15 protein-coding genes and 3 pseudogenes are annotated in these 19,577 nt (G+C 70.9%); 12 read left to right on the top strand and 6 right to left on the bottom strand.

The window, feature by feature from the left end; translation table 11 throughout:
* Positions 1-72: 72 nt before the first annotated feature.
* On the bottom strand, positions 73-474 hold the full coding sequence (locus ACSMXW_RS04320) for a hypothetical protein (RefSeq protein ID WP_485804134.1): 402 nt from the start codon (positions 472-474) through the stop codon (positions 73-75).
* On the bottom strand, positions 471-1,040 hold the full coding sequence (locus ACSMXW_RS04315) for an ATP-binding protein (RefSeq protein WP_485804133.1): 570 nt from the start codon (positions 1,038-1,040) through the stop codon (positions 471-473). The genes ACSMXW_RS04320 and ACSMXW_RS04315 overlap by 4 nt, the downstream gene beginning before the upstream one ends.
* A gap of 361 nt (positions 1,041-1,401) precedes the next feature.
* Between ACSMXW_RS04315 and ACSMXW_RS04310 the strand changes: the two genes are divergently transcribed.
* The 4 genes from ACSMXW_RS04310 to ACSMXW_RS04295 all read left to right on the top strand — a co-directional run bounded on the left by ACSMXW_RS04310 (position 1,402) and on the right by ACSMXW_RS04295 (position 4,658).
* Positions 1,402-2,277 carry a helix-turn-helix domain-containing protein gene (locus ACSMXW_RS04310; protein WP_485804132.1) on the top strand — a complete coding sequence of 292 codons (876 nt, stop codon included), beginning with the start codon at positions 1,402-1,404 and terminating at the stop codon, positions 2,275-2,277.
* 23 nt (positions 2,278-2,300) lie between these two features.
* Positions 2,301-2,513: a DUF397 domain-containing protein gene (locus tag ACSMXW_RS04305; RefSeq protein ID WP_485807795.1), complete on the top strand. Its 213-nt coding sequence runs from the start codon at positions 2,301-2,303 to the stop codon at positions 2,511-2,513.
* A 109-nt stretch (positions 2,514-2,622) separates the two neighbouring features.
* Positions 2,623-3,438 (top strand): SAM-dependent methyltransferase, encoded by an 816-nt coding sequence (locus ACSMXW_RS04300; protein WP_485804131.1) that lies wholly within the window; start codon positions 2,623-2,625, stop codon positions 3,436-3,438.
* 404 nt (positions 3,439-3,842) lie between these two features.
* On the top strand, positions 3,843-4,658 hold the full coding sequence (locus tag ACSMXW_RS04295; protein WP_485804130.1) for a hypothetical protein: 816 nt from the start codon (positions 3,843-3,845) through the stop codon (positions 4,656-4,658).
* A 90-nt stretch (positions 4,659-4,748) separates the two neighbouring features.
* Here the strand turns inward: ACSMXW_RS04295 and ACSMXW_RS04290 are convergent, their stop codons facing one another.
* Positions 4,749-5,405, bottom strand: coding sequence for a response regulator (locus ACSMXW_RS04290; RefSeq protein WP_485804129.1), 657 nt, complete (start codon positions 5,403-5,405; stop codon positions 4,749-4,751).
* 16 nt (positions 5,406-5,421) lie between these two features.
* A pseudogene (locus tag ACSMXW_RS04285) lies at positions 5,422-5,787 on the bottom strand (sensor histidine kinase); the annotation flags it as partial.
* Positions 5,788-6,021: 234 nt separating this feature from the next.
* On the opposite strand from ACSMXW_RS04285, the gene ACSMXW_RS04280 reads away from it, so the two are divergent.
* From ACSMXW_RS04280 to ACSMXW_RS04260, 5 genes are all read left to right on the top strand, one after another.
* The gene (locus ACSMXW_RS04280) at positions 6,022-6,867 is read left to right on the top strand and encodes a class I SAM-dependent methyltransferase (protein ID WP_485804128.1); all 846 of its coding nucleotides are present in this window, start codon (positions 6,022-6,024) and stop codon (positions 6,865-6,867) included.
* 327 nt (positions 6,868-7,194) lie between these two features.
* The gene (locus tag ACSMXW_RS04275; protein WP_485804127.1) at positions 7,195-8,985 is read left to right on the top strand and encodes a sugar ABC transporter ATP-binding protein; all 1,791 of its coding nucleotides are present in this window, start codon (positions 7,195-7,197) and stop codon (positions 8,983-8,985) included.
* Positions 8,982-10,106, top strand: a complete 1,125-nt coding sequence (locus tag ACSMXW_RS04270) for an ABC transporter permease (protein ID WP_485804126.1) — start codon at positions 8,982-8,984, stop codon at positions 10,104-10,106. The genes ACSMXW_RS04275 and ACSMXW_RS04270 overlap by 4 nt, the downstream gene beginning before the upstream one ends.
* Positions 10,103-11,107, top strand: coding sequence for a substrate-binding domain-containing protein (locus ACSMXW_RS04265; RefSeq protein ID WP_485804125.1), 1,005 nt, complete (start codon positions 10,103-10,105; stop codon positions 11,105-11,107). The genes ACSMXW_RS04270 and ACSMXW_RS04265 overlap by 4 nt, the downstream gene beginning before the upstream one ends.
* Before the next feature lie 211 nt (positions 11,108-11,318).
* Positions 11,319-11,543, top strand: coding sequence for a hypothetical protein (locus ACSMXW_RS04260; RefSeq protein ID WP_485804124.1), 225 nt, complete (start codon positions 11,319-11,321; stop codon positions 11,541-11,543).
* A gap of 63 nt (positions 11,544-11,606) precedes the next feature.
* Here ACSMXW_RS04260 and ACSMXW_RS04255 read toward each other — a convergent pair.
* Positions 11,607-12,623: pseudogene (locus tag ACSMXW_RS04255) on the bottom strand (chitinase); the annotation flags it as partial.
* Positions 12,624-13,146: 523 nt separating this feature from the next.
* Between ACSMXW_RS04255 and ACSMXW_RS04250 the strand changes: the two are divergent.
* Positions 13,147-13,854, top strand: a complete 708-nt coding sequence (locus ACSMXW_RS04250; protein WP_485804123.1) for a dienelactone hydrolase family protein — start codon at positions 13,147-13,149, stop codon at positions 13,852-13,854.
* Positions 13,855-14,047: 193 nt separating this feature from the next.
* Here the strand turns inward: ACSMXW_RS04250 and ACSMXW_RS04245 are convergent.
* A pseudogene (locus ACSMXW_RS04245) lies at positions 14,048-14,544 on the bottom strand (hypothetical protein); the annotation flags it as partial.
* Between the two features lie 207 nt (positions 14,545-14,751).
* Between ACSMXW_RS04245 and ACSMXW_RS04240 the strand changes: the two are divergent.
* Complete coding sequence (locus ACSMXW_RS04240; protein ID WP_485804122.1) at positions 14,752-18,174, top strand: glycosyl hydrolase; 3,423 nt, start codon at positions 14,752-14,754, stop codon at positions 18,172-18,174.
* Between the two features lie 608 nt (positions 18,175-18,782).
* A complete protein-coding gene (locus ACSMXW_RS04235) occupies positions 18,783-19,577 on the top strand; it encodes a calcium-binding protein (protein WP_485804121.1) in 795 nt (264 codons plus the stop codon).

The raw sequence follows: 19,577 nt of genomic DNA, 5'->3' as shown, positions 1-19,577 counted from the left end.
GCGTCACGCGGGTGCGATCCGGCGTCCGGACCGGGTGTGGCCCGGCGGCGAGGGGCGGCCCCCACCTGCTGGTCAGCCCCCCGTCCCCAGGGACCACGACGGCACGACTCCCGCGATGTGGCAGGTGAGGAAGTAGAGGGGGATGGGAGGGGTGTAGGGCGAGTCGTCGCGGGGGCGGTGGATCAGGCGGGGGACATCGGGCCCGGCGGCGGAGTCCTGGTTCGGTACGGTCACATAGCCGTCCACCGCGTACCGGGTGAACGACGGCCAGCTGACATCGATGTCAGATCCAGCCGGCACGATCCACCACCACTGCCGGCCCAGGGCGAAGACACAGCCCACGGTGGGCAGGCTCTTGACGATCCGCCGGCCGTCCTGCGCCGGCATGCCGACCGCGTCGTAGCCGAGGCTGGCGTTGAGCTGTGCCGGGATGGCCAGGCGTGTGCGGTTTCCGTACTGCAGGAGCTGAGTCATGGGCGATCGCAATCGGGGACGGTGCTGCGTTCCATGGGACTGGGCCTTCCGGGCGGGGGCGGGAGGAGGCGGGGGAGGGGTGCGGCGGACCAGCCGGTGTCGGCCGCGGGGGAACCGGCCGGTGTCGGGGGCAGCTCGGCCCAGACCGTCCGTCCCGGGGTGTCCGGGTTCTGCCTGACTCCCCAGGCGCTGCTGAGCGCGCCGACGAGGAGGAGGCCGCGGCCGCGTTCGTCGTCGGGGGCCGGGGTGCGGGGGAGCGGGGTCGCCGCGCCGCCGCCCTGGTCCTCCACCTCGATGCGCAGGCTCGTTCTGCCCGCGTAGAGGCGGCACAGCACTTGGCCGCCGGCCGTGTGCGCGATCGCGTTGGTGACCAGTTCGGAGATCACCAGGGCGGCGTCCTCGCAGGTCCGGGAGCTCAGTCGCCGCTCGCGCAGCAGCCGGCGCACTCCGGCGCGGGCTCTGGCGACCGAGGCGGCGGCCGCCGGCAGGCGGAGTGCGACTGCCCGGTGCAGGGTGTCGTTCCGGGGCGTGGGGGCCGACGGCATGTGAGGGGCGGGGGAAGCCACGTCTGCTGCCTTTCATCTGCCGGCGCACATGGGTGCTGGGTCCGCACCACCCGGTGGCTGCCGCGGACCCGCCCGAGCAGCACCGGAATGTTCGCGCCACCGCCACGCTCGGGGCCCGGTTTCGCCGCGCCCGCCGTGCGACTCCGGCCGGAACAACGCCGAGTCGCCGTGACGGCCCCTCACATCGCCTGTGCTGCCAGGCCTTGTCACCAGGCGGTGACAGTACGTCCACTGTGCCACCTGCAATAAGCGAGCTGCAAGAGATAGATTGCAAATTGCAAGTCGCCAGGTGCATGCTGCTCGCGGCAACCGGTGATCGTGACAGACTGCGACGGCGGGACCCGGCGCAAGGAGGTGGGACGTGACGGCGGAAACCGCATGGGGCGGTGCTCCCCCCGTCCTCCGCATGATCCTCGGCAGGCAGCTCGAGGAGCTGCGGACCAGAGCAGGCCTGACGTATGAACAGGCGGGGGCGGCCATCGGGGTCAGCCATTCGACGATCCGCAGGCTGGAGGCCGCGAAAGTGGCCCGATTCAGGCTTGCTGACGTCGAGAAGCTGCTCCAGACCTACGGCGTCACGGAACAGCGCGAGATCGACACTTTCCTGAAGTCGGTCCGCGAGGCCAACAAGCAGGGCTGGTGGCACACCTACCGGGACGTGATGCCGGACTGGTTCGCCGCCTACCTCAGCCTGGAGCAGGCGGCGCTGCAGATCCGCGCCTATGAGGCCGAGTTCGTGCACGGCCTGCTGCAGACGGAGGGTTACGCCCGCGCCCTGCTGACCGCCGGCAACCCGCACGCCCCGACGGACGCCACGGAGCGCATGGTGGCCCTGCGGATGCAGCGTCAGGAGCTGCTGTCCCGCGCGGAGCCGCCGCGGCTGTGGGTCGTGATGGACGAGACCGTGCTGAGGTGGCCGGTGGGCGGGCCCGCGGTGATGCGGGAGCAGATCGACCATCTGATCGAGGTCAACACCCTGCCCCATGTGACCCTGCAGATCATGCCGTTCCAGAACGGGCCGCACCCGGCGATGCGGGCCGGTGCGTTCCACGTCTTCCGGTTCAAGGCCTCCGAGCTGCCGGACATCGTCTACCTCAACGGCCTTGTCGGGGCGGTCTACCTGGACAAGGACGACGACGTGGTGGTGTATCGCGAGGCTCTGGACCGGTTGGGCGCCCAGGCGGTGCCCGCCAGCAAGACCGAGGCCGTCCTCGGCGCAATTCGCAAGGAGTTCTAGTGCACCACCACATACGCAACGGCATGCCGTCCCGGGACCTCGGCACACAGGGCTGGCGCAAGCCGTGGAGCGACGACGCGGGCGGGGCGTGCGTCGAGGCGATGAAGCTGGGCGACGGGCGGGTCGCGCTGCGCCAGTCGGCCGACCCGGACAGCCCTGCGCTGATCTTCACGCCGAGGGAGATGTCCAGCTTCCTGGCGGGCGTGAAGGAAGGCGAAGCCGACTTCCTGTGCTAGCACTCGGCCCCGGGGCCGCACCCGGCCCCGGGGTGACCACCCACTGACGTGCCGCCCGGCACGGGGCAAACGGACACCACAGCCTGACGAACCTGATGGGAGGGGCGGCGTGCGAGACAACGGATGGCCGGCCGACCGTATCGACACCGAGAGTGCGCACTCGGCGCGCATCTACGACTACATCCTCGGTGGCAAGGACTTCTATCCCGCCGACAAGGAGGCGGGTGACGCGATGGCCCGCGAGTGGCCCGCGCTGCCGGTCCACATGCGGGCCAACCGGGACTTCATGAACCGGGCGGTGCGCTATCTGGCGGAGGAGGCCGGGATCCGCCAGTTCCTCGACATCGGCACCGGCATCCCGACCTCGCCCAACCTGCACGAGATAGCCCAGGCCGTCGCCCCGGACTCGCGTGTCGTCTACGTCGACAACGACCCCATCGTCCTCACCCTGTCCCAGGGCCTGCTCTCCAGCACCCCGGAGGGCAAGACGGCGTACGTCGAGGCGGACATGCGCGATCCCGCCTCGATCCTGGCCGCGCCGGAGTTGCGCGACACGCTCGACCTGGACCGGCCGGTGGCGCTGACCGTGATCGCCATCGTGCACTTCGTGCTCGACAAGGACGACGCCCGCGGGATCGTCAGCCGGCTGATGGAGCCGCTGCCCTCGGGCAGTTACCTGGCGATGTCCATCGGCACGGCCGACTTCGCCCCGGACGAGGTGGCGCGGGTGGCCCGCGAGTACGCGGCGCGCAACATGCCGATGCGGCTGCGCACGCACGCCGAGGCCGGGCAGTTCTTCGAGGGCATGGAGCTGGTCGAGCCGGGCGTCGTCCAGGTCCACAAGTGGCACCCGGACGGCACCGACACGGAGCCGATCAGGGATGAGGACATCGCCATGTACGGGGCCGTCGCCCGCAAGCTCTAGGTCCCGGCGCGCCGGCTGCCTGGCTGTCCGGTTGCCCAGTATTCATCGGAGCCCTCGTTTCCGGCCCACCGGAAACGAGGGCTCTTTCGCGCTCTCCGGCAGGGCCTCACGTTCGCCTCAGCAGGCTCCCCCCGACTTCTGGAAACCGGGCGCTTCCGAGGGAGAATCGGCGTGTGTACGGGGTCGGACCGGCCGCAACCGAAGGATGCCGGGAGCCTTGACGGCCCCCTTGGTCCAGTCCACCATGAAGGCGATAGCTCCGATGTTTCCCGGGAGCTGTATCCCGGATCGAGCCATGTCCCGTCGTGGACATGCGCTGTCCACCACCGGCAGTCCCGGCCCTGGCAGTGCGCCGTGCGCCTCGCGTGCCGCTTCGGCCGTGGCCGAGGAGAGGAAACCGTCGCGTGTCAGAGAACGCCGTTCCACGCCGCATCAGCCGCCGGACGTTACTCGGATCAGCCGCCGTCGCCGCGGTCGGCACGACCCTGCTGCGCCGGCAGCCGGCGTCCGCCCTGCCGGCGGCGACCACACTCTGGTACCCGGACCCGCCCTCCGACGGGCTCGACGCCTTCGAGGGCATCGAGGCCGACCGCGTGGGCGAGCACCCCGACCGCAAGTACGTCGTGGTGGAGGACGACCACTACCGCTTCAACATCTGGAGGGACGACCGGGACTCCACCGGCGGCGGCGACCGCCAGCGCACCGAGTCCAAGGGCATGGTGCAGGACGGGCAGGTCCTCAAGATGACCGACGGCCAGACCTGGACACTCTCCTATGAGATGTACATGCCGTCCTCGCTGCACGGCACCAGCAAGTTCACGCACATCTTCCAGACCAAGGTCCCCGCCGACAACAGCGGCCCCTACGTCACGCTCGACCTCGGCCGCAGTGGGAGCAAGGAGCTGCTGCGCGCCCGTGCCTACGCCAACTCCGGCTCGCCCGACATCGCCTCGACCGACCTGGCGCCGCTGCGCAACAAGTGGATCACCATCCAGTGGACGTTCACGATCGGCTCGTCCGGCAAGGCGAGCTTCGTGTGCCGCAACGGGACGGGCTCCAGCGCGCCCGTGGCCGTCCAGGGCAGCATGTCCGGCGTCAAGATGCCCGACAACGACGACTACCAGCGGCCCAAGTGGGGCATCTACCGGTCCGTCGAGAGCGACCCGTCCGACATCCTCGACACCTACCTGCTCTTCAGGAACTACAAGGCGTCCAGGTAGGGAACGCCGGGCGGGGGAACCCGCCGCCGGGTGCGGGCGTCGCGCCCCGCGGCGGGCCCCAGCCGGCCGCCCGCACCACGCCGCGCGCCCTCACGGCAGCAACCGCCGCTCCGCCGCCACGGCCACCGCCGCCGCCCGGGTCTCCACGCCCAGCTTCCCGTAGATGCGGCCCAGGTGGGTCTTGACGGTGGCCTCGCTGATGAACAGGGCCCGGACTATCTCGCGGTTGCCCAGGCCCCGGGCGAGCTGCCGCAGGATGTCCCGCTCCCGCGCGGACAGGCCGGGCCGGGGATCCCGCATCCGGGCCATCACCCGGTCGGCGACCGGGGGCGACAGCGCGGTGCGGCCGGCTGCCGCGGTGCGGATCACCCCGAACAGCTCCTCCGGCCGCTCGGCCTTCAGCAGATAGCCGGTGGCGCCCGCCTCGATGGCCCGCGCGATGTCGGCGTCGGTGTCGAACATGGTCAGCACCAGCACCCGGGGGCCCGGCGCGCCGCCGGCACCGCCGCCGGCCAGCCGCCGGGTCGCGGTGACACCGTCCATGCCCTCGCCGAGCTGGAGGTCCATCAGCACCACGTCGGGCCGCAGCCGGGCGGCCGGCGCGAGCGCCTCCTCGCCGCCGCCCGCCGCACCGACCACCTCGATCCCCTCGGTGCTGGCCAGCAGCGCCCGCAGGCCGGCCCGCACCACCGCAGGGTCGTCGCAGAGCAGCAGCCTGATCGGCGCGGCGGACCCCGTCGGGCTCATGGCGCGGCCTTTCCGGTCGGCCCGGGGTGAGGGGCACGGCGGCCGAGACGACGGTGCCGTCGCCGGGCGTGGACTCGACGGTGAGCGTGCCACCGAGCTGCCGAGCCCGGGCCCGCATCGCCGGCAGTCCGTGTCCGCGCGCCTGGTCGGTCGTGGTGGGCGGTTCGTGCGGCGCGGGGCCCGGGGCGAGGCCGCGGCCGTTGTCGGCGACGTCCAGGCGGACCTGGTCGCCCAGGAACGTCAGGGTCACCGCGGCGCGGGTCGCGGCGGCGTGCTCGCAGACGTTCGCCAGTGCGCCCTGGGCGATGCGCAGCAGCGCCGTGGCCGCCCGCTCCGGCAGCGGTCCCTCCGGCCCTTCGAGCCGGACGGCGACGGTCAGGCCGGCAGTCATAACCGCGGTCGGCCCCGTGCGCATCATCCGATCGGCCGATACCGACGTCCCCCGAACCGCCCCCGTGCCGCAGCCCGTCCGCGGATGCGGGCCTCCCCACCGACGGGGGACGTCGGCCTACAGATCACCACATTACCGATGAATCCGCCCGAATATGGAGCATAGTGCCGAAAAGGGGCACCGGGCATCGCGCGAGGGGCCCGAACACGACAGAAGGAGACCCGCATGCCGACCGAGAAGAACCTCACCGCCAACCGCGCCGCCCTGGGCCACCGCGTCGGTTACGCCCTGCGCCACCCCGGGCGCGTGCCGCGTCACCTGGTCCGCGCCGCCCGGGACACCTGGCTGCGGTACCGCTGGCCGGACCACATCGCGTACTACCGGGCGGTGATGCGCTCCGACACCCGCGCCGACCCGGACGCCGCGGTCGGCAGCCGCAGCCGGGAGCGGTGGCTGGCGCTCGGCGCGATGCAGTTCGACTACCTGCTCGGGTACGGCCTGCGCCCCGAGCACCGCATGCTGGAGATCGGGTGCGGCAACCTGCGGGCGGGCTGGCGGTTCATCAGGCACCTGGAGCCGGGGCACTACTACGGGATCGACATCTCGCCCGACATCCTCCTCGCGGCGCAGGACACCGTGGTGGAGATGGGACTGCAGCGGCGGCTGCCGGTGCTCACGCCCGTCCGGGACCTGACGCTGCACTTCCTGCCCGACGCGTACTTCGACGTGGTGCACGCGCACAGCGTCTTCTCGCACTCCCCGCTGCACGTCATCGAGGAGTGTCTGGCCCATGTGGGCCGGGTTCTGGCGCCCGGCGGCTGGTTCGACTTCACCTTCGACCGCACCGAGGGCGCCGAACACCACGTCCTGCGTGAGGACTTCTACTACCGCACCGAGACGCTCGTCACCCTGGCGGAGAAACACGGCCTCGCGGCCCGCTTCATGTCCGACTGGGAGGAACTGCCGCACGGCCAGTCCAAGATCAGAATCACCCACACGCCGGCGGACACCGCCGGACAACCCGGTGCCGCCGGGAGCGGCAGGACGGCGGCGGATGCCCACGCCGGCTGAGCCGTTTCTGTAATCGTTTTCTGTCTCTCCTTCCGTACGTGTGTGCCCATAACGCCCTCAGGCCGTGTGACGAGTGGTCAATGAGGGCGGTGGAAAGCCCTTACGCATGCATTGACAGGCACATGCAGCCTCCGTACCTTCATGAGCGCGTGAAATCGATTACGTGACGGGGGGCCACGGGGCGGCTGCGCCATGATCCCGGCTCCGGTGACGTGTCGACCGCACACGGAGCGCCGGTGCCTCCTCTTGCCGGAGGGTGCGGGCGGCGGCCGTCGCCGGCTCGGGGGCCCGGGCGTCGGCCGGCACGGCACGTCACGGAGGACGCATATGACCCGTCAGGCACCGCCTCTGCTGGCCATGCGGGGCATCACCAAGTCGTTTCCCGGGGTGCGGGCGCTCAGCGGCGTCGACCTCACCGTGCACGCGGGCGAGGTCGTCGCCCTGCTGGGCGAGAACGGCGCCGGGAAGTCGACGCTGATGAACGTCCTCGCCGGGGTGCACGCCGACTACGAGGGCACCATCGAACGCGACGGCCGGCCCGTGCGCATCCACTCGCCCCGGGACGCCGCCCGGCACGGCATCGCCATGATCCACCAGGAGCTGAACCTGGTGCCCGAGCTGTCCGTCGCCGAGAACGTCTTCCTGGGCAGGGAGCCGACGTCCGTCCGGGGCACGGTGCGGCGCGGGGAGATGGAGTCACGCACCGCCGAGCTGCTGGCCGGGCTCGGGCTCGACCTGCCGCCGCGCCGGGCGGTCAAGCACTGCCGGATCGCCGAGCAGCAGCTCATCGAGGTGGCCAAGGCGCTCAGCCTCGACGTGCGCCTGCTGGTGATGGACGAGCCGACCTCGGCGCTCGCGGACGCGGAGGTGCGCAGGCTGCACGCGGTGATCCGGGGCCTGACCGCGCGCGGTGTCGGCGTCGTCTACATCTCGCACCGTCTGGAGGAGCTGGAGGAGATCGCCGACTCGGTGACCGTGCTCCGGGACGGCACCTGCACCGGACGCCGTGAGATGTCCGGCACCAGCCGTGCCGAGCTGGTCCGGCTGATGGTCGGACGACCCCTGGACGAGCTGTATCCGCGGCGAGCCGCCCAGGCGCCGGCGGCCGGACCGCGCCTGACCGTCCGGGGCCTGACGCTCGCCGCGACCGAGGACCGCCCTGCCCTGCACGGCATCGACCTCACCGTCGCACCCGGCGAGATCGTGGGCATCGCGGGCCTGATGGGCGCGGGCCGCAGCGAGGTGCTCCAGGCGCTGTACGGCGACTACGGCACCCAGGCCCGCGGCGAGTTCACCCTGGGCGGCCGCCGTTACCGGCCACGCAGCCCGGGGCACGCCATCCGCCGGGGCCTCGCCCTGGTGGCGGAGGACCGCAAGGGGCAGAGCCTGGTGCTGTCGAACACCGTCCGCTTCAACAGCTCGCTGGCGGCGCTCGGCAGATTCGGCACGCCCTGGCGGACGGTCCGGCGGCGCCGCGAGGCGGCCGCGGTGCGCGAGCAGATGACCTCGCTCGCGGTCCGGACGCCCGGCATCGAGAACTCCGTGGGGCTGCTGTCCGGCGGCAACCAGCAGAAGGTGGTGATCGCCAAGTGCCTGCTCACCCAGCCGCAGCTGCTGCTCATGGACGAGCCCACGCGCGGTATCGACGTGGGCGCCAAGGCCCAGATCCACGCCCTGATGGACCGGCTCGCCGCCCAGGGCACCGCGATTCTCGCCGTCTCCTCCGAGCTGCCGGAACTGATCGGGATGTGCGACCGGATCCTGGTGCTCTGCGAGGGCCGGCTCACCGGCGAGTTCCACCGGGACCCGGCGCGGGGGCCCGTGGCGGAGCAGGAGGCGATTCTCACCGCCGCGATGGCACGGCGGACGGTCGCCGACGCGCCCGCCACGGCCGCCGTGGACCCCGGGGCGGCGGACCCGAACGCGCCCGCCCCGGCCGCGGCGCACCGGGAAGTGCCGGGCCCGAGTGACTCGGCCCTGAGCGCTCCGAATCGGGGCGCCCCGAATCGGAGCGCCCCGGCCAGGCGCACCCGGGGCGTGCGCGCCCCGGGCCCGGGCGCGCCGTACCACCCCGAGAGCCCGGCCGGAGACGACCCCGAGAAGGAGCCCGGCGCATGACAAGCACCCTCAAGGCCGCCCCCGAGACGGCGGCTCCGGCGGCGCCCGGGCGGCTGCGGCGCCTGCTGCCGCTCTTCGGCTCGCTGCAGAGCTATATCGGCCTTGTGCTGATCTTCGCGGTCGGCGTCGCCACCAAGGGCGACGTCTTCCTCGACCAGACCAACCTCACCAACGCCGTCGGCAACTTCGCCTCCCGCGGCATCCTCGCCGTCGGGGTCACCCTGGTCATCATCACCGCCGGGATCGACCTGTCGGTCGGGTCCGTGATGGGCTTCGCCTCGATGGCGGCGGCGACGATGCTCTTCCGGCACGACATGCCCGTCTGGCAGATCGTCCCCCTGTGCATGCTGATCGGGGCCGCCTTCGGCTTCGTCAACGGCGCGGGCACCTCATGGCTGCGCATCCAGTCGTTCGTGATGACGCTCGCGATGCTCTCCATCGCCCGCGGCCTCGACCGGCAGATGTCGGACAACACCTCCGTCGGCACCACCGTCGCGCGCCCCGACGGCACGCTGACGCCCAACTCGGCGTCGTTCCAGAGCCTGGGCACCCCGGGCCACAACGTCCTCGTCGGCATCATCGGACCGGACGGCGTGTACTTCCCGGTGCTCGCCTTCGTCGTCATCTGTGTGGTCTTCCACCTGCTGCTGTCCAGGTCGCGCTTCGGACGGCACGTGTACGCGGTGGGCGGCAACCCCACCGCGGCACGGCTGTCCGGCATCAACGTCACCTTCGTGACCATCGCGGTGTTCACGCTCTCCGGGATGCTCGCCGGGTTCGCGGGCCCCATCGACGCCGCCTACAGCGCCTCCGCCGACCCGATGGCCGGCAACGGCTACGAACTCGACGCGATCGCCGCGGCCGTGATCGGCGGGGCCGGCCTCTCCGGCGGCAAGGGCACCATCGCGGGCACCTTCGTCGGCGCCCTGATCCTCACCCTGCTCGACAACGTCCTCGGTCTCAACGCGGTCAGCGACAACTGGCAGCTCGTCATCAAGGGGTCGATCGTCGTCATCGCCGTCGTCCTGCAGCGCCCGGACCTGGTGCGCGATCTCGGCCGGCGCCTCACCGACCGTCCCCACCCGGCGTCCGGTACCGAGATGAAGGAGAAGAAGGCATGAAGCGAGTCATGAGGAGCAAGGCGTCCGTCGCCGCCGCACTGTGCCTGGCGGCCCTGGTCTCGGGCTGTGCGTCCAAGGCGGACACCGCGGGCTCGGGCGGCACCGGCGGCAAGGGCGGCGGCGGGCAGTTCGTCATCGGCTACTCGCAGTCCAACAACGCCGAGCCCTACCGCCAGCAGCTCAACAAACAGCTCGCCTACTACGTGAAGCAGCACAGGAACCTCAGGCTGCTGCCCATCACGGACGCCCGGCAGGACAACGCCACCCAGGTCAGCCAGGTGCAGAGCTTCATCCAGCAGAAGGTCGACCTGCTGATCGTCTCACCGAACGAGCCCGCGCCGCTGACCCCGCCGGTCGAGCAGGCGTGCGAGGCGGGCATCCCGGTGATCATCCTGGACCGCACCGTCAACACGGACTGCTACACCGCCTTCATCGGCGGCGACAACTACGAGATCGGCAGGAAGGCCGGCGAGACGGCCGTCAAGGCGCTGCCGGACGGCGGCAACGTCGCCGAGCTGCGCGGCGTCCTCTCCGACCAGCCGCAGATCGACCGGGACAAGGGTTTCCGGGACGCCGTCGAGGGCCACGGCATCAAGGTGGTGGAGTCCCGCGAGGCCAAGTGGACGCGGCCCAACGCCATCAAGGTGATGAACCAGTGGCTGGCCCGCGGCACCAAGATCGACCTGGTGTACGCGCACAACGACGACATGGCGATCGGCGCGTACGGCGCGGCGGCGGGGGCCGGTAAGGCGGACAGCATCAAGTTCCTCGGCATCGACGGCCTCGCGATCCCGGACGGCGGCATCCGCGCCGTCCAGCAGGGCCACCTGCTGACCACCTTCGTCTATCCCACCGGGGCGAAGGAGGCGGCGGACGCGGCGTACGCGCTCTCCCAGGGCAAGAAGATCGAGAAGAAGCAGACACTGGGGACGGTGACGGTCACCAAGGCCAATGCTCCGCAGGTCTACCGGCAGTTCGACATGACCACCAAGACGGGCTGACGCCCTGCACGGCCCCGATCCGGTGCCGGCCCCGGGCAGGGGCGGCGAACCGCGCGGTCGGCCACCGCGGGCCGGTGGCCGGGGACGGGACCGTAAGGGGGTCGGTCGGGCAGGCCGCCCATGGCGGGGGGTACGCCTTGGAGGCGACCGCTTGGGCCACCTGGGCGGACGAGCGGGTGCGGGGTGGTGCGCGCGGGGCGACGCTTGGGGCATGGCTGTCGTACCCCGAGTGATCGTGGCGCCGCCCTCGCCGAGCGGCGGGCGACGGGTGCGTGTGGACGGCGAGATCCTCGGCCTGGCCTACGGCCTCGGCGACCTGATCGAGTTCCTGCGCCGGGCCGGCCTGGAGACCCTGGACGAGGAGGACCTGCGGCAGGGCACCGGCCTGGTCGAATGGCGCGGCGGCGGCCCCGACGTATGGGCCGCTCCCACGTGAACGGGCCGGGGCGCCGCGGCGCATGCGGGTCGCCCCACCTGCGCGTCGCGGCGCCGTGTCCGCTCAGCCGCCGAAGTAGGAGTCGAAGTTCTTCTGGAACTCCCAGCCGCCGAACCCGTCCCAGTTCACCGACCATGTCATCAGGCCCCGCAGGTCGGGCCAGGTGCCGTGCGGGGTGTAGCCGCCGCAGCCGGTCCCCTTGGTGAGACAGTCCAGCGCCGTGTCCACGTCGGCCGGCGTGGTGTAGCCGCCACCGGCGTTCCCGCTGGCGGGCAGGCCGATCGCCACCTGGGACGGGGAGAGCGCCGGGAACACGTTCCCGGTGTCGCCCGCCACCGGGAAGCCGGTGAGCAGCATGTCCGTCATGGCGATGTGGAAGTCGGCGCCGCCCATCGTGTGGTACTGGTCGTCGAGGCCCAGGATCGGGCCGGAGTTGTAGTCCTGGACGTGCAGCAGCGTCAGGTCGTCGCGGAGTGCGTGGATCACCGGCAGGTACGCCCCGGCCCGGGGGTCCGCGCCGCTGCCGCCGCCGTAGAACTGGTAGCCGAGCTGTACGAAGAACGTCTCCGGTGCCATGGTCAGCACGAATCCGCTGCCGTACTCGGCCTTCAGGGTCTTCAGGGCGGAGATCAGGTTCACCACGACCGGCGTGGTCGGGTTCTTGAAGTCGGTGTCACCGGCGTCCAGGGACAGCGAGTGCCCCTCGAAATCGATGTCCAGGCCGTCCAGTCCCCAGGTGTCGATGATGTCGCTGACGGAGGAGACGAAGGCGTCCCTGGCGGCCGTGGTGGTGAGCTGGACCTGGCCGTTGGCGCCGCCGATGGAGATCAGCACCTTCTTGCCCTGCGCCTGCTTCGCCTTGATGGCCGCCTTGAAGTCGGCGTCCGACTCGGCGTTCGGGCACTCGGTGGTGGGACAGCGCGTGAAGCGGATGTCGCCGGAGGTGGGCGAGGTCGGCTCGCCGAAGGCCAGGTCGATGACGTCCCAGCTGTCGGGCACGTCGGCCATCGGCACATATCCGGAGCCGTTGGCGAAGCTGGCGTGCAGATAGCCGACGAGCGCGTGGGCGGGCAGGCCGGCTGCGGCCCCGGCGTTCCGGGCGGCCGAAGCGGAGGTGTCCGGCGGGGTGGGGGCGGCGGATGCGGAGGGGACGAGCGCGGTGAGCGCGGCCGCGGGCAGCGCCAGCGCGGCCAGCAGCGTGACGACCGCCCGCCGGCGGACCCGGAACAGCGCTCTCCTGCCGTGCCGGGTCCGGGCGTGGGGGGTCGGGTGACCGGCCATGGCTCTCCTTCGAGAGGAACGTGGGGGAGGCGGGGCCGCGCCCCGTAGGGGGAGCGGCCCTCTGTGGCAGGTACATGACCTTGCGTGGGACGTAGCATAGGAGGACTAGACCAATCAGCCAATAGGTTCGGACCAACGCCAACAGCTGGCCGGTGCCCTGTCTTACGCCGTGCAGACGGTGCGCGGTCGGCCCCGCGGGGCGTCTCCCGCGCCCCGGACCGGACTCCGCGATCCTCGATGGGTACGATCTCACCCAGCGGCCAGGGCAGGCGCCGGCAGGCGCCTGCCGCCCGGCCCACTCACCTCACGTGGAGCGTCGCCCATGCCCCAGCCCCCGAAGCCCACCGGAAACCCGGCACGGCAGAACGTCTCGTTCCCGAGTGCCGGCACCACCGCGCACGGCTACCTGGTGCCGCCGCCCGGCGGCAGCGGTCCCGGCGTCATCGTGATCCAGGAGTGGTGGGGCCTGGACGACCACATCGCCGATGTGACGGAACGCCTGGCCGACGAGGGCTTCGTCGCCCTGGCCCCCGACCTCTACGGCGGCAACATCGCCCACGACCCCACCGAGGCGGTGCGCCTGATGCGGGACCTGCCCGTCGAGCGGGGCGTCCAGTTGCTGTCCGGCGCGGTCGACCACCTCCTGTCCCGGCCGGAGGTCACCTCGTCCACGGTGGGCGCGGTCGGCTTCTGCATGGGCGGCGGTTTCGTGCTGTACCTGGCGGCCGTCGAACCGAGGGTGAGCGCGGCCGTCCCCTTCTACGGCGTCATCCAGGGCGACCTGCCGGACTTCTCCGGGCTGCGGGCCCAGGTGCTCGGCCACTACGGCGACCAGGACGAGAGCATTCCCGCCGAAAGCCTCGACGAACTGCGCCGGACCCTCGCGCAGCAGTCGGGCGTCGAACCCGACCTGCGGCGCTACCCGGCCGGCCATGCGTTCTTCAACGACCAGCGGCCCGCCTACCACCGCGAGTCCGCGGAACGCGCCTGGACCGCCACCGTCGAGTTCCTGCACCGGCAACTGGGCTGAGCCGGACCAGCCGGTCGGGCCCGGCCTCAAGCCCGGGTGTCCCGGCATGGGCGGCGTACTCGCGCCGTGGAGTCAGGCCCTGACGCGCCGGGGGAGTCCGGCCGGGAATTTCGGTGCGGCGCCGTCGAGGCGGTCCCGGGTGGTGGCCGGGAGCCCGCCGTACGAGGTGAAGAACGTCTGCTCGATCCTCCTCTCAGGCCTGCACGGTGAAGTCGCTCGCTCCGGACGGTTCGCTGCGCACGGCGGTGCCAAGGTGGCCGGTCAGGGGGGTGGTCACCTCGTCCTCGACCGGCGGGTCGAGCTCCTGGGCCCGGTTGCCGGTCGCGGCGAAGCACCGCAGCCGGACGGACTCCGGCGTCACGTCCAGGCGGAGGAACGACTTGAAGAACGGCGGCCGCCGCCGCCGGAGACCACGTACTGGATGGTGCGGCCGTCCACGTCCACCGGATAGCGCTGGTAGTTGTGGATGTCACCGCCCACCGCCGCCACGTAGTGGTGCGCCGGATCGCGGACGATGTCGTCGACGGTGCCGCCGCCCTCGATGACGCAGGGGTGGTGCTCGCCGTTCACGTACAGGGGAGACCCGGTGATGAGGAGCTTCGGGCGGGGCCCCTTCGACACCTCGCGTAGCCATGCCCCCTGCTCGGCGTCGACCGTTCCCAGCAGTCCCGTGTACATCCCTATGATCCGCGCATAGTGAATCGTTCAATCCATCACTCCATCGACTGGAGCGGCGGACCGGCAGGCAACTTCCCTGATTGAAACGTTGATTGAACCCTGAGGCCTGGCTAGGGTGCGCCCGGAGTTGAATCGTCCCAACCAAGTGTCACTGCGACCGCGCAGGTCCGGACTGAAAGGGATGCGATGTCGACCGACAGAAGAAGGTTCCTGAAGGGCGTGACCGGAACCGCCGCGCTGGCCGCGGGCGGGGGTGTGCTTCCTGCCGCCGGTGAGGCGTCGGCGGCGGTCGCCCGGGGCCCGGCTCCCGACCTCTCCCATCTCGGCGTCCTGACCGCCCGGAACAACGAGTCGGTGGTGGGGCGGAGCGACTTGGCGAAGGGCTTCCAGACTCCTCCGGCAGAGGCTCTGCCCCGCGTCTGGTGGCACTGGATGAACCAGAACATCACCAAGGACGGCATCAAGGCCGACCTCGACTGGTTCCATCGCATCGGCGTCGGCGGATTCGTCAATTTCGACGGCGCGGGATCGGTTCCCGTCGTCGTTCTCAAGCCGCTCGCTTACATGTCCGACGGCTGGAAGGACGCCTTCCACTATGCGATGCAGCGGGCCGACGAACTCGGCCTCGAGGCCGACGTCGCAGGATCCCCGGGCTGGTCCGAGAGCGGCGGCCCGTGGGTCGCGGCTGAGGACGGCATGAAGAAGTTCGTCTGGACGGAGACGTGGATCAGCGGCGGGCGGCAGGTGTCCGTGCGCCTTCCGCGACCTCCGGACGTGGCAGGCACGTTCCAGGATTCCGCCGCGAAGTCCGCCACCGCGGAACCCCTGCCGAAGCTGTACAAGGACGCCCGGGTGTTCGCGTACCGGGTGGACACCTCGGCCCGGAGCCAGGCGTCCCTGGGGCCCGGAATCTACGGGAGCGGCCGCCTGGCCGGCCCGGCGTCCACCCCGGAAACCAACGGCGACACCGGTGTCCCTCTGGATGCCGACAAGCTCTCGGACGACTCGGTGGCGGATGCCGTCCATCTCCCCGCCACCTCCACCGGGAACCCCACCTGGGTTCGTTTCGAGTATGCGGAGGAGGTCACTGTCAATGGCTTGACCATCGCCGCGGGGGGAAGCTTCACCGGCTGGAACGACGTGGTGGAGACCGGTCCGATTGCCCGGCTCTACAGCAGCCGGGACGGAAAGGACTACCGGCTCATCGCCGAGGGCATCTACAACGGCGTGCAACGGACGAATTTCGTTCCCGCCACCACCGCCCGGTACTTCAAGGTCGTTTTCCTGCCCGCCCAGGACACCGCGTCGACATCGCCTCTCGCCCTCTCCCGGCTGATCCTGCGGACCACCCCCACGATCCACCAGTTCGAGGTCAAGGCAGGCTTCGGGCAGACCGCGAACTACTACCACATCGACACTCCGTCCGCGGGCTCGCTCGACGCCGTGCCCACCTCCGAGGTGCGGGACCTGACCGGCCGGATGGACGCCGACGGTGTCCTGCGCTGGACGGCACCCGAAGGCAGGTGGGTGGTGGTCCGGCTCGGCTTCAGCCTGACCGGGCACCAGAACGGGCCGGCCTCGTCGGCAGCCACCGGGCTGGAGGTCGACAAGCTCGACGCCGGTCGCGTCCGGGCCTACATGAAGACCTACCTCGACATGCTGGAGGAGGCCGCCGGCAAGGACCTGATCGGCTCGAAGGGCCTCACCGGCCTGCTGAACGACAGCTACGAGGCCGGCTACCAGAACTGGACCGACAACATCCTCACCGAGTTCAAGCGGCGACGAGGATACGACCCGTCCCCCTATCTGCCGGCACTCACCGGCACGACGGTCACAAGCCCCCGGGCCTCCGACAAATTCCTCTGGGACTGGCGGCGCACGCTCAACGAACTGCTCGCGCAGAACCACTACCGGGTGGTCACCGAGGAGGCGCACAAGCGCGGATTGCAGCGCACCTATGCCGAGGCGCAGGAGGACAAGCGGGGCTGGTTCGGTGACGACATGGAGATGAGGCAGTACGCGGACGTCCCCATGGGTGCCTCGGGCGGGGCCTTCGCGCCGGGCGACGGTCCGTACGAGACGTACCGGGTCGATTCCAGGGGAGCCGCCTCGGTCGCCCACGTCTACGGCAGGCGGCACGCGTGTGCGGAGACTTTCACCTTCACCCCGCAGGGTTTCACGCCCAAGGACCTGAAGCCGACCGCGGACGAGCTCCTGGTCCAGGGAATCAACCGCTTCATGATTCACACGTCCGTGCACCAGCCCCTCGACCAGGGTCCGGGTTTCACCCTCAGCGGTATCGGCTCGTTCTTCACGCGCCTTGAGACATGGGCGGAGCAGGCAAAGCCATGGACGACCTACCTGGCCCGTTGCAGTCACGTCCTCACCCAGGGCAGGCACGTCGCGGACGTCGCCTACTTCTACGGCCAGGAAGCGCCGATCACGGGCATCTGGGGAAGGTCTTCCAAGCAGACCGATCAACCCGTCGGCTATGACTACGACTTCGTGGGCGGGACCGTCATCCTTCAGGAACTCTCCGTACGGGACGGCAGGCTCGTTACGAAGTCCGGCGCGTCGTACAGCCTGCTGTATCTCGGCGGGCTGTCGTCCCGCATCACGCTGCCCGTGCTCCGGAAGATCGCTTCCCTGGTCGAGAACGGCGCGTCCGTGGCCGGGCCACGACCGGTGGAGTCTCCCAGCCTCGCGGACGACGACCACGCGTTCCAGGAGCTGGCCACCAGGCTGTGGGGCGACGGCACCGAACGGGACCGGGTGGTGGGCGAGGGCCGGGTGTTCAACGGCGCCACGGCGGCGGAGGCGCTCCAGCAACTGGGCGTCCAGCCCGACTGCTCCTACAGCCTGCAGCAGGTGGATCCGCTCGCGTACATCCACCGCACCACCGACGACGCCGACGTCTACTACATCGTCAACCGCAGGAACGTGCGGACCACCATGCCCCTCAGCCTCCGGGCCGCGGGCAAGGCGGTCGAACTGTGGGACCCCGTCTCGGGAACCGTCACCCCGGCCACGTTCACCACGGGCGCAGGCCGCACGTCGCTCACGGTCGACCTCGGTCCGGCGGACTCCGTGTTCGTCGTCATCGCCAGGGGGACGCCTGGGAAGAACACCGCCGAGGCCGTGACCCGGCGGCAGATCGGCGCCGTGGAGGGCGCCTGGAAGGTGTCGTTCCAGCCCGGCAGGGGTGCCCCGGCCGCGACGCGGCTTCCCTACCTGGCGTCGCTGACCGAGAGCACCACACCGGGCATCCGGTACTTCTCCGGCACGGCGACGTACCAGACCGACTTCACCGCGCCGAGCGGCTGGCCCGGGCTCGGGGGACGACTGCTGCTGGACCTGGGCGAAGTGCACGACATCGCCGAGGTGAAGATCAACGGAGCCGTCGCCGGCACCGTCTGGCGGGCTCCGTACCGTGTCGACATCACCGACGCCGTGCGCAAGGGAACCAACACCCTCGAAGTGGCCGTCACCAACAGCTGGTTCAACCGCGAGGTGGGCGACGCCCAGCCGGGCGCCGACAAGGTCGCCTACATCCAGCCGCCATCCGGCGCGAAGGTCACCGCGGACACCGCACTCAAACCGGCGGGACTCATGGGGCCCGTTCGCATCTTCAACGAGAGGTAGGGCGTCAACGAGAGGGACGGCGTCAGCGAGAAGGAGGACGGAAGGGACCCGACGTGGTCCGCCTCGGCCGGCGGTGCGCTTCGATCACGAGGAGGCGCGCCGTCCCCTGGCATGTCGGCCTCCGCGCGCAGGATGCGCCCGTTACATGCAGAATCGTGCTTGATGGGTAGTGTCGTTCCCCATGGAGGTGCACGGCCATGCCGACCTGCATCACACTGATCGACCGGACCGATCAAGAGATCCGGAACAAGGACACCCCAAGCGTGCCGACGCCTTCGCCGCGGTGCCGGAGAAGCCCGGGCGAAGGCGTCGGACGCGTACGGGGCCGTTGACCTCGGCGTCTCCGTCACTGCCGTGACCGCCCGCGAGGCGTCCGTACCCTGCGGCGTGTGCCGTTTCGGTGTGAGATCAGCCGTTATGTGAGCCGCGTCAGCTGCCGCTCTCGTCACGTTGGCGTTGTGCTGCGGGTGACGGGTGGCCCGGCCGGATGTGTCGTACGGCTCCGCGGCCGCGTCGCGCCCGCAGCGGCCGCTTGCCGTGCACCGCTGTGCGGGGCTCATCGTGTCGCTCCTGATATGCCGTCGTGACCCTCGGACAGGGGTGTCCTCATGCGGAAGTCCTGGATCGGTGCCGGGGTGTTCCTGGCTCTGGTGCCGACACAGCTGTTCTGGTCCGCCGGGCCCGCGCAGGCCGCGACCGGCGTGAGCGTGAGCGATGCAGTGCTGCGGATCACCGCGGCATCGGGCGTCTCCCACAAGATCTCGGTGACCGTGATCGGGTCCGAGGTCGCCGTCTTCGATCAGGCGGACTCCCTCACCCCCGGTCCGGGATGTGAGTCGGCGGCGCCAGGGGGTACGGCGGTGGCCTGCCCCATGGCCGGGATCATCGGTATCGAGGCCAAAGCCGGGGACGGCGATGACGCCATCGAGATTTCCGGGGATATCGCCGTGCCCGTCACGATGTCCGGCGGTGGCGGCAACGACAAGCTCACGGGCGCTGGTGGCAACGACGACCTCTACGGCGAGGCCGGCAGCGACCGACTCTACGGCCAGACCGCCCACGACCGCCTGAGCGGCGGGGACGGCGACGACACCCTCTTCGGCCAGGCCGGCCACAACTACCTCTTCGGCCAGGCCGGCAACGACTACCTCGTCGGCGGGGACGACCGGGACTACCTCGGCGGCGGGGACGGCGACGACACCCTCCACGGCCAGGGCGGCCACGACACCCTCGGCGGCTGGACCGGCAACGACGGCCTCTTCGGCGAGACCGGCGACGACACCCTTTACGGCGATGCCGGCACCGACTGGCTCTACGGCGGGGCCGGCACCGACTGGCTCCTCGGCGGGGCCGGCACCGATTCCTGCCACCATGGCGAGCACCACATCGCCTGCGAGTGGTGA

This window comes from Streptomyces sp. DSM 116793 (genome assembly GCF_057320905.1).
Note: the sequence above shows the minus strand (reverse complement) of the source record. Positions and strands in the feature narration are given on the sequence as shown.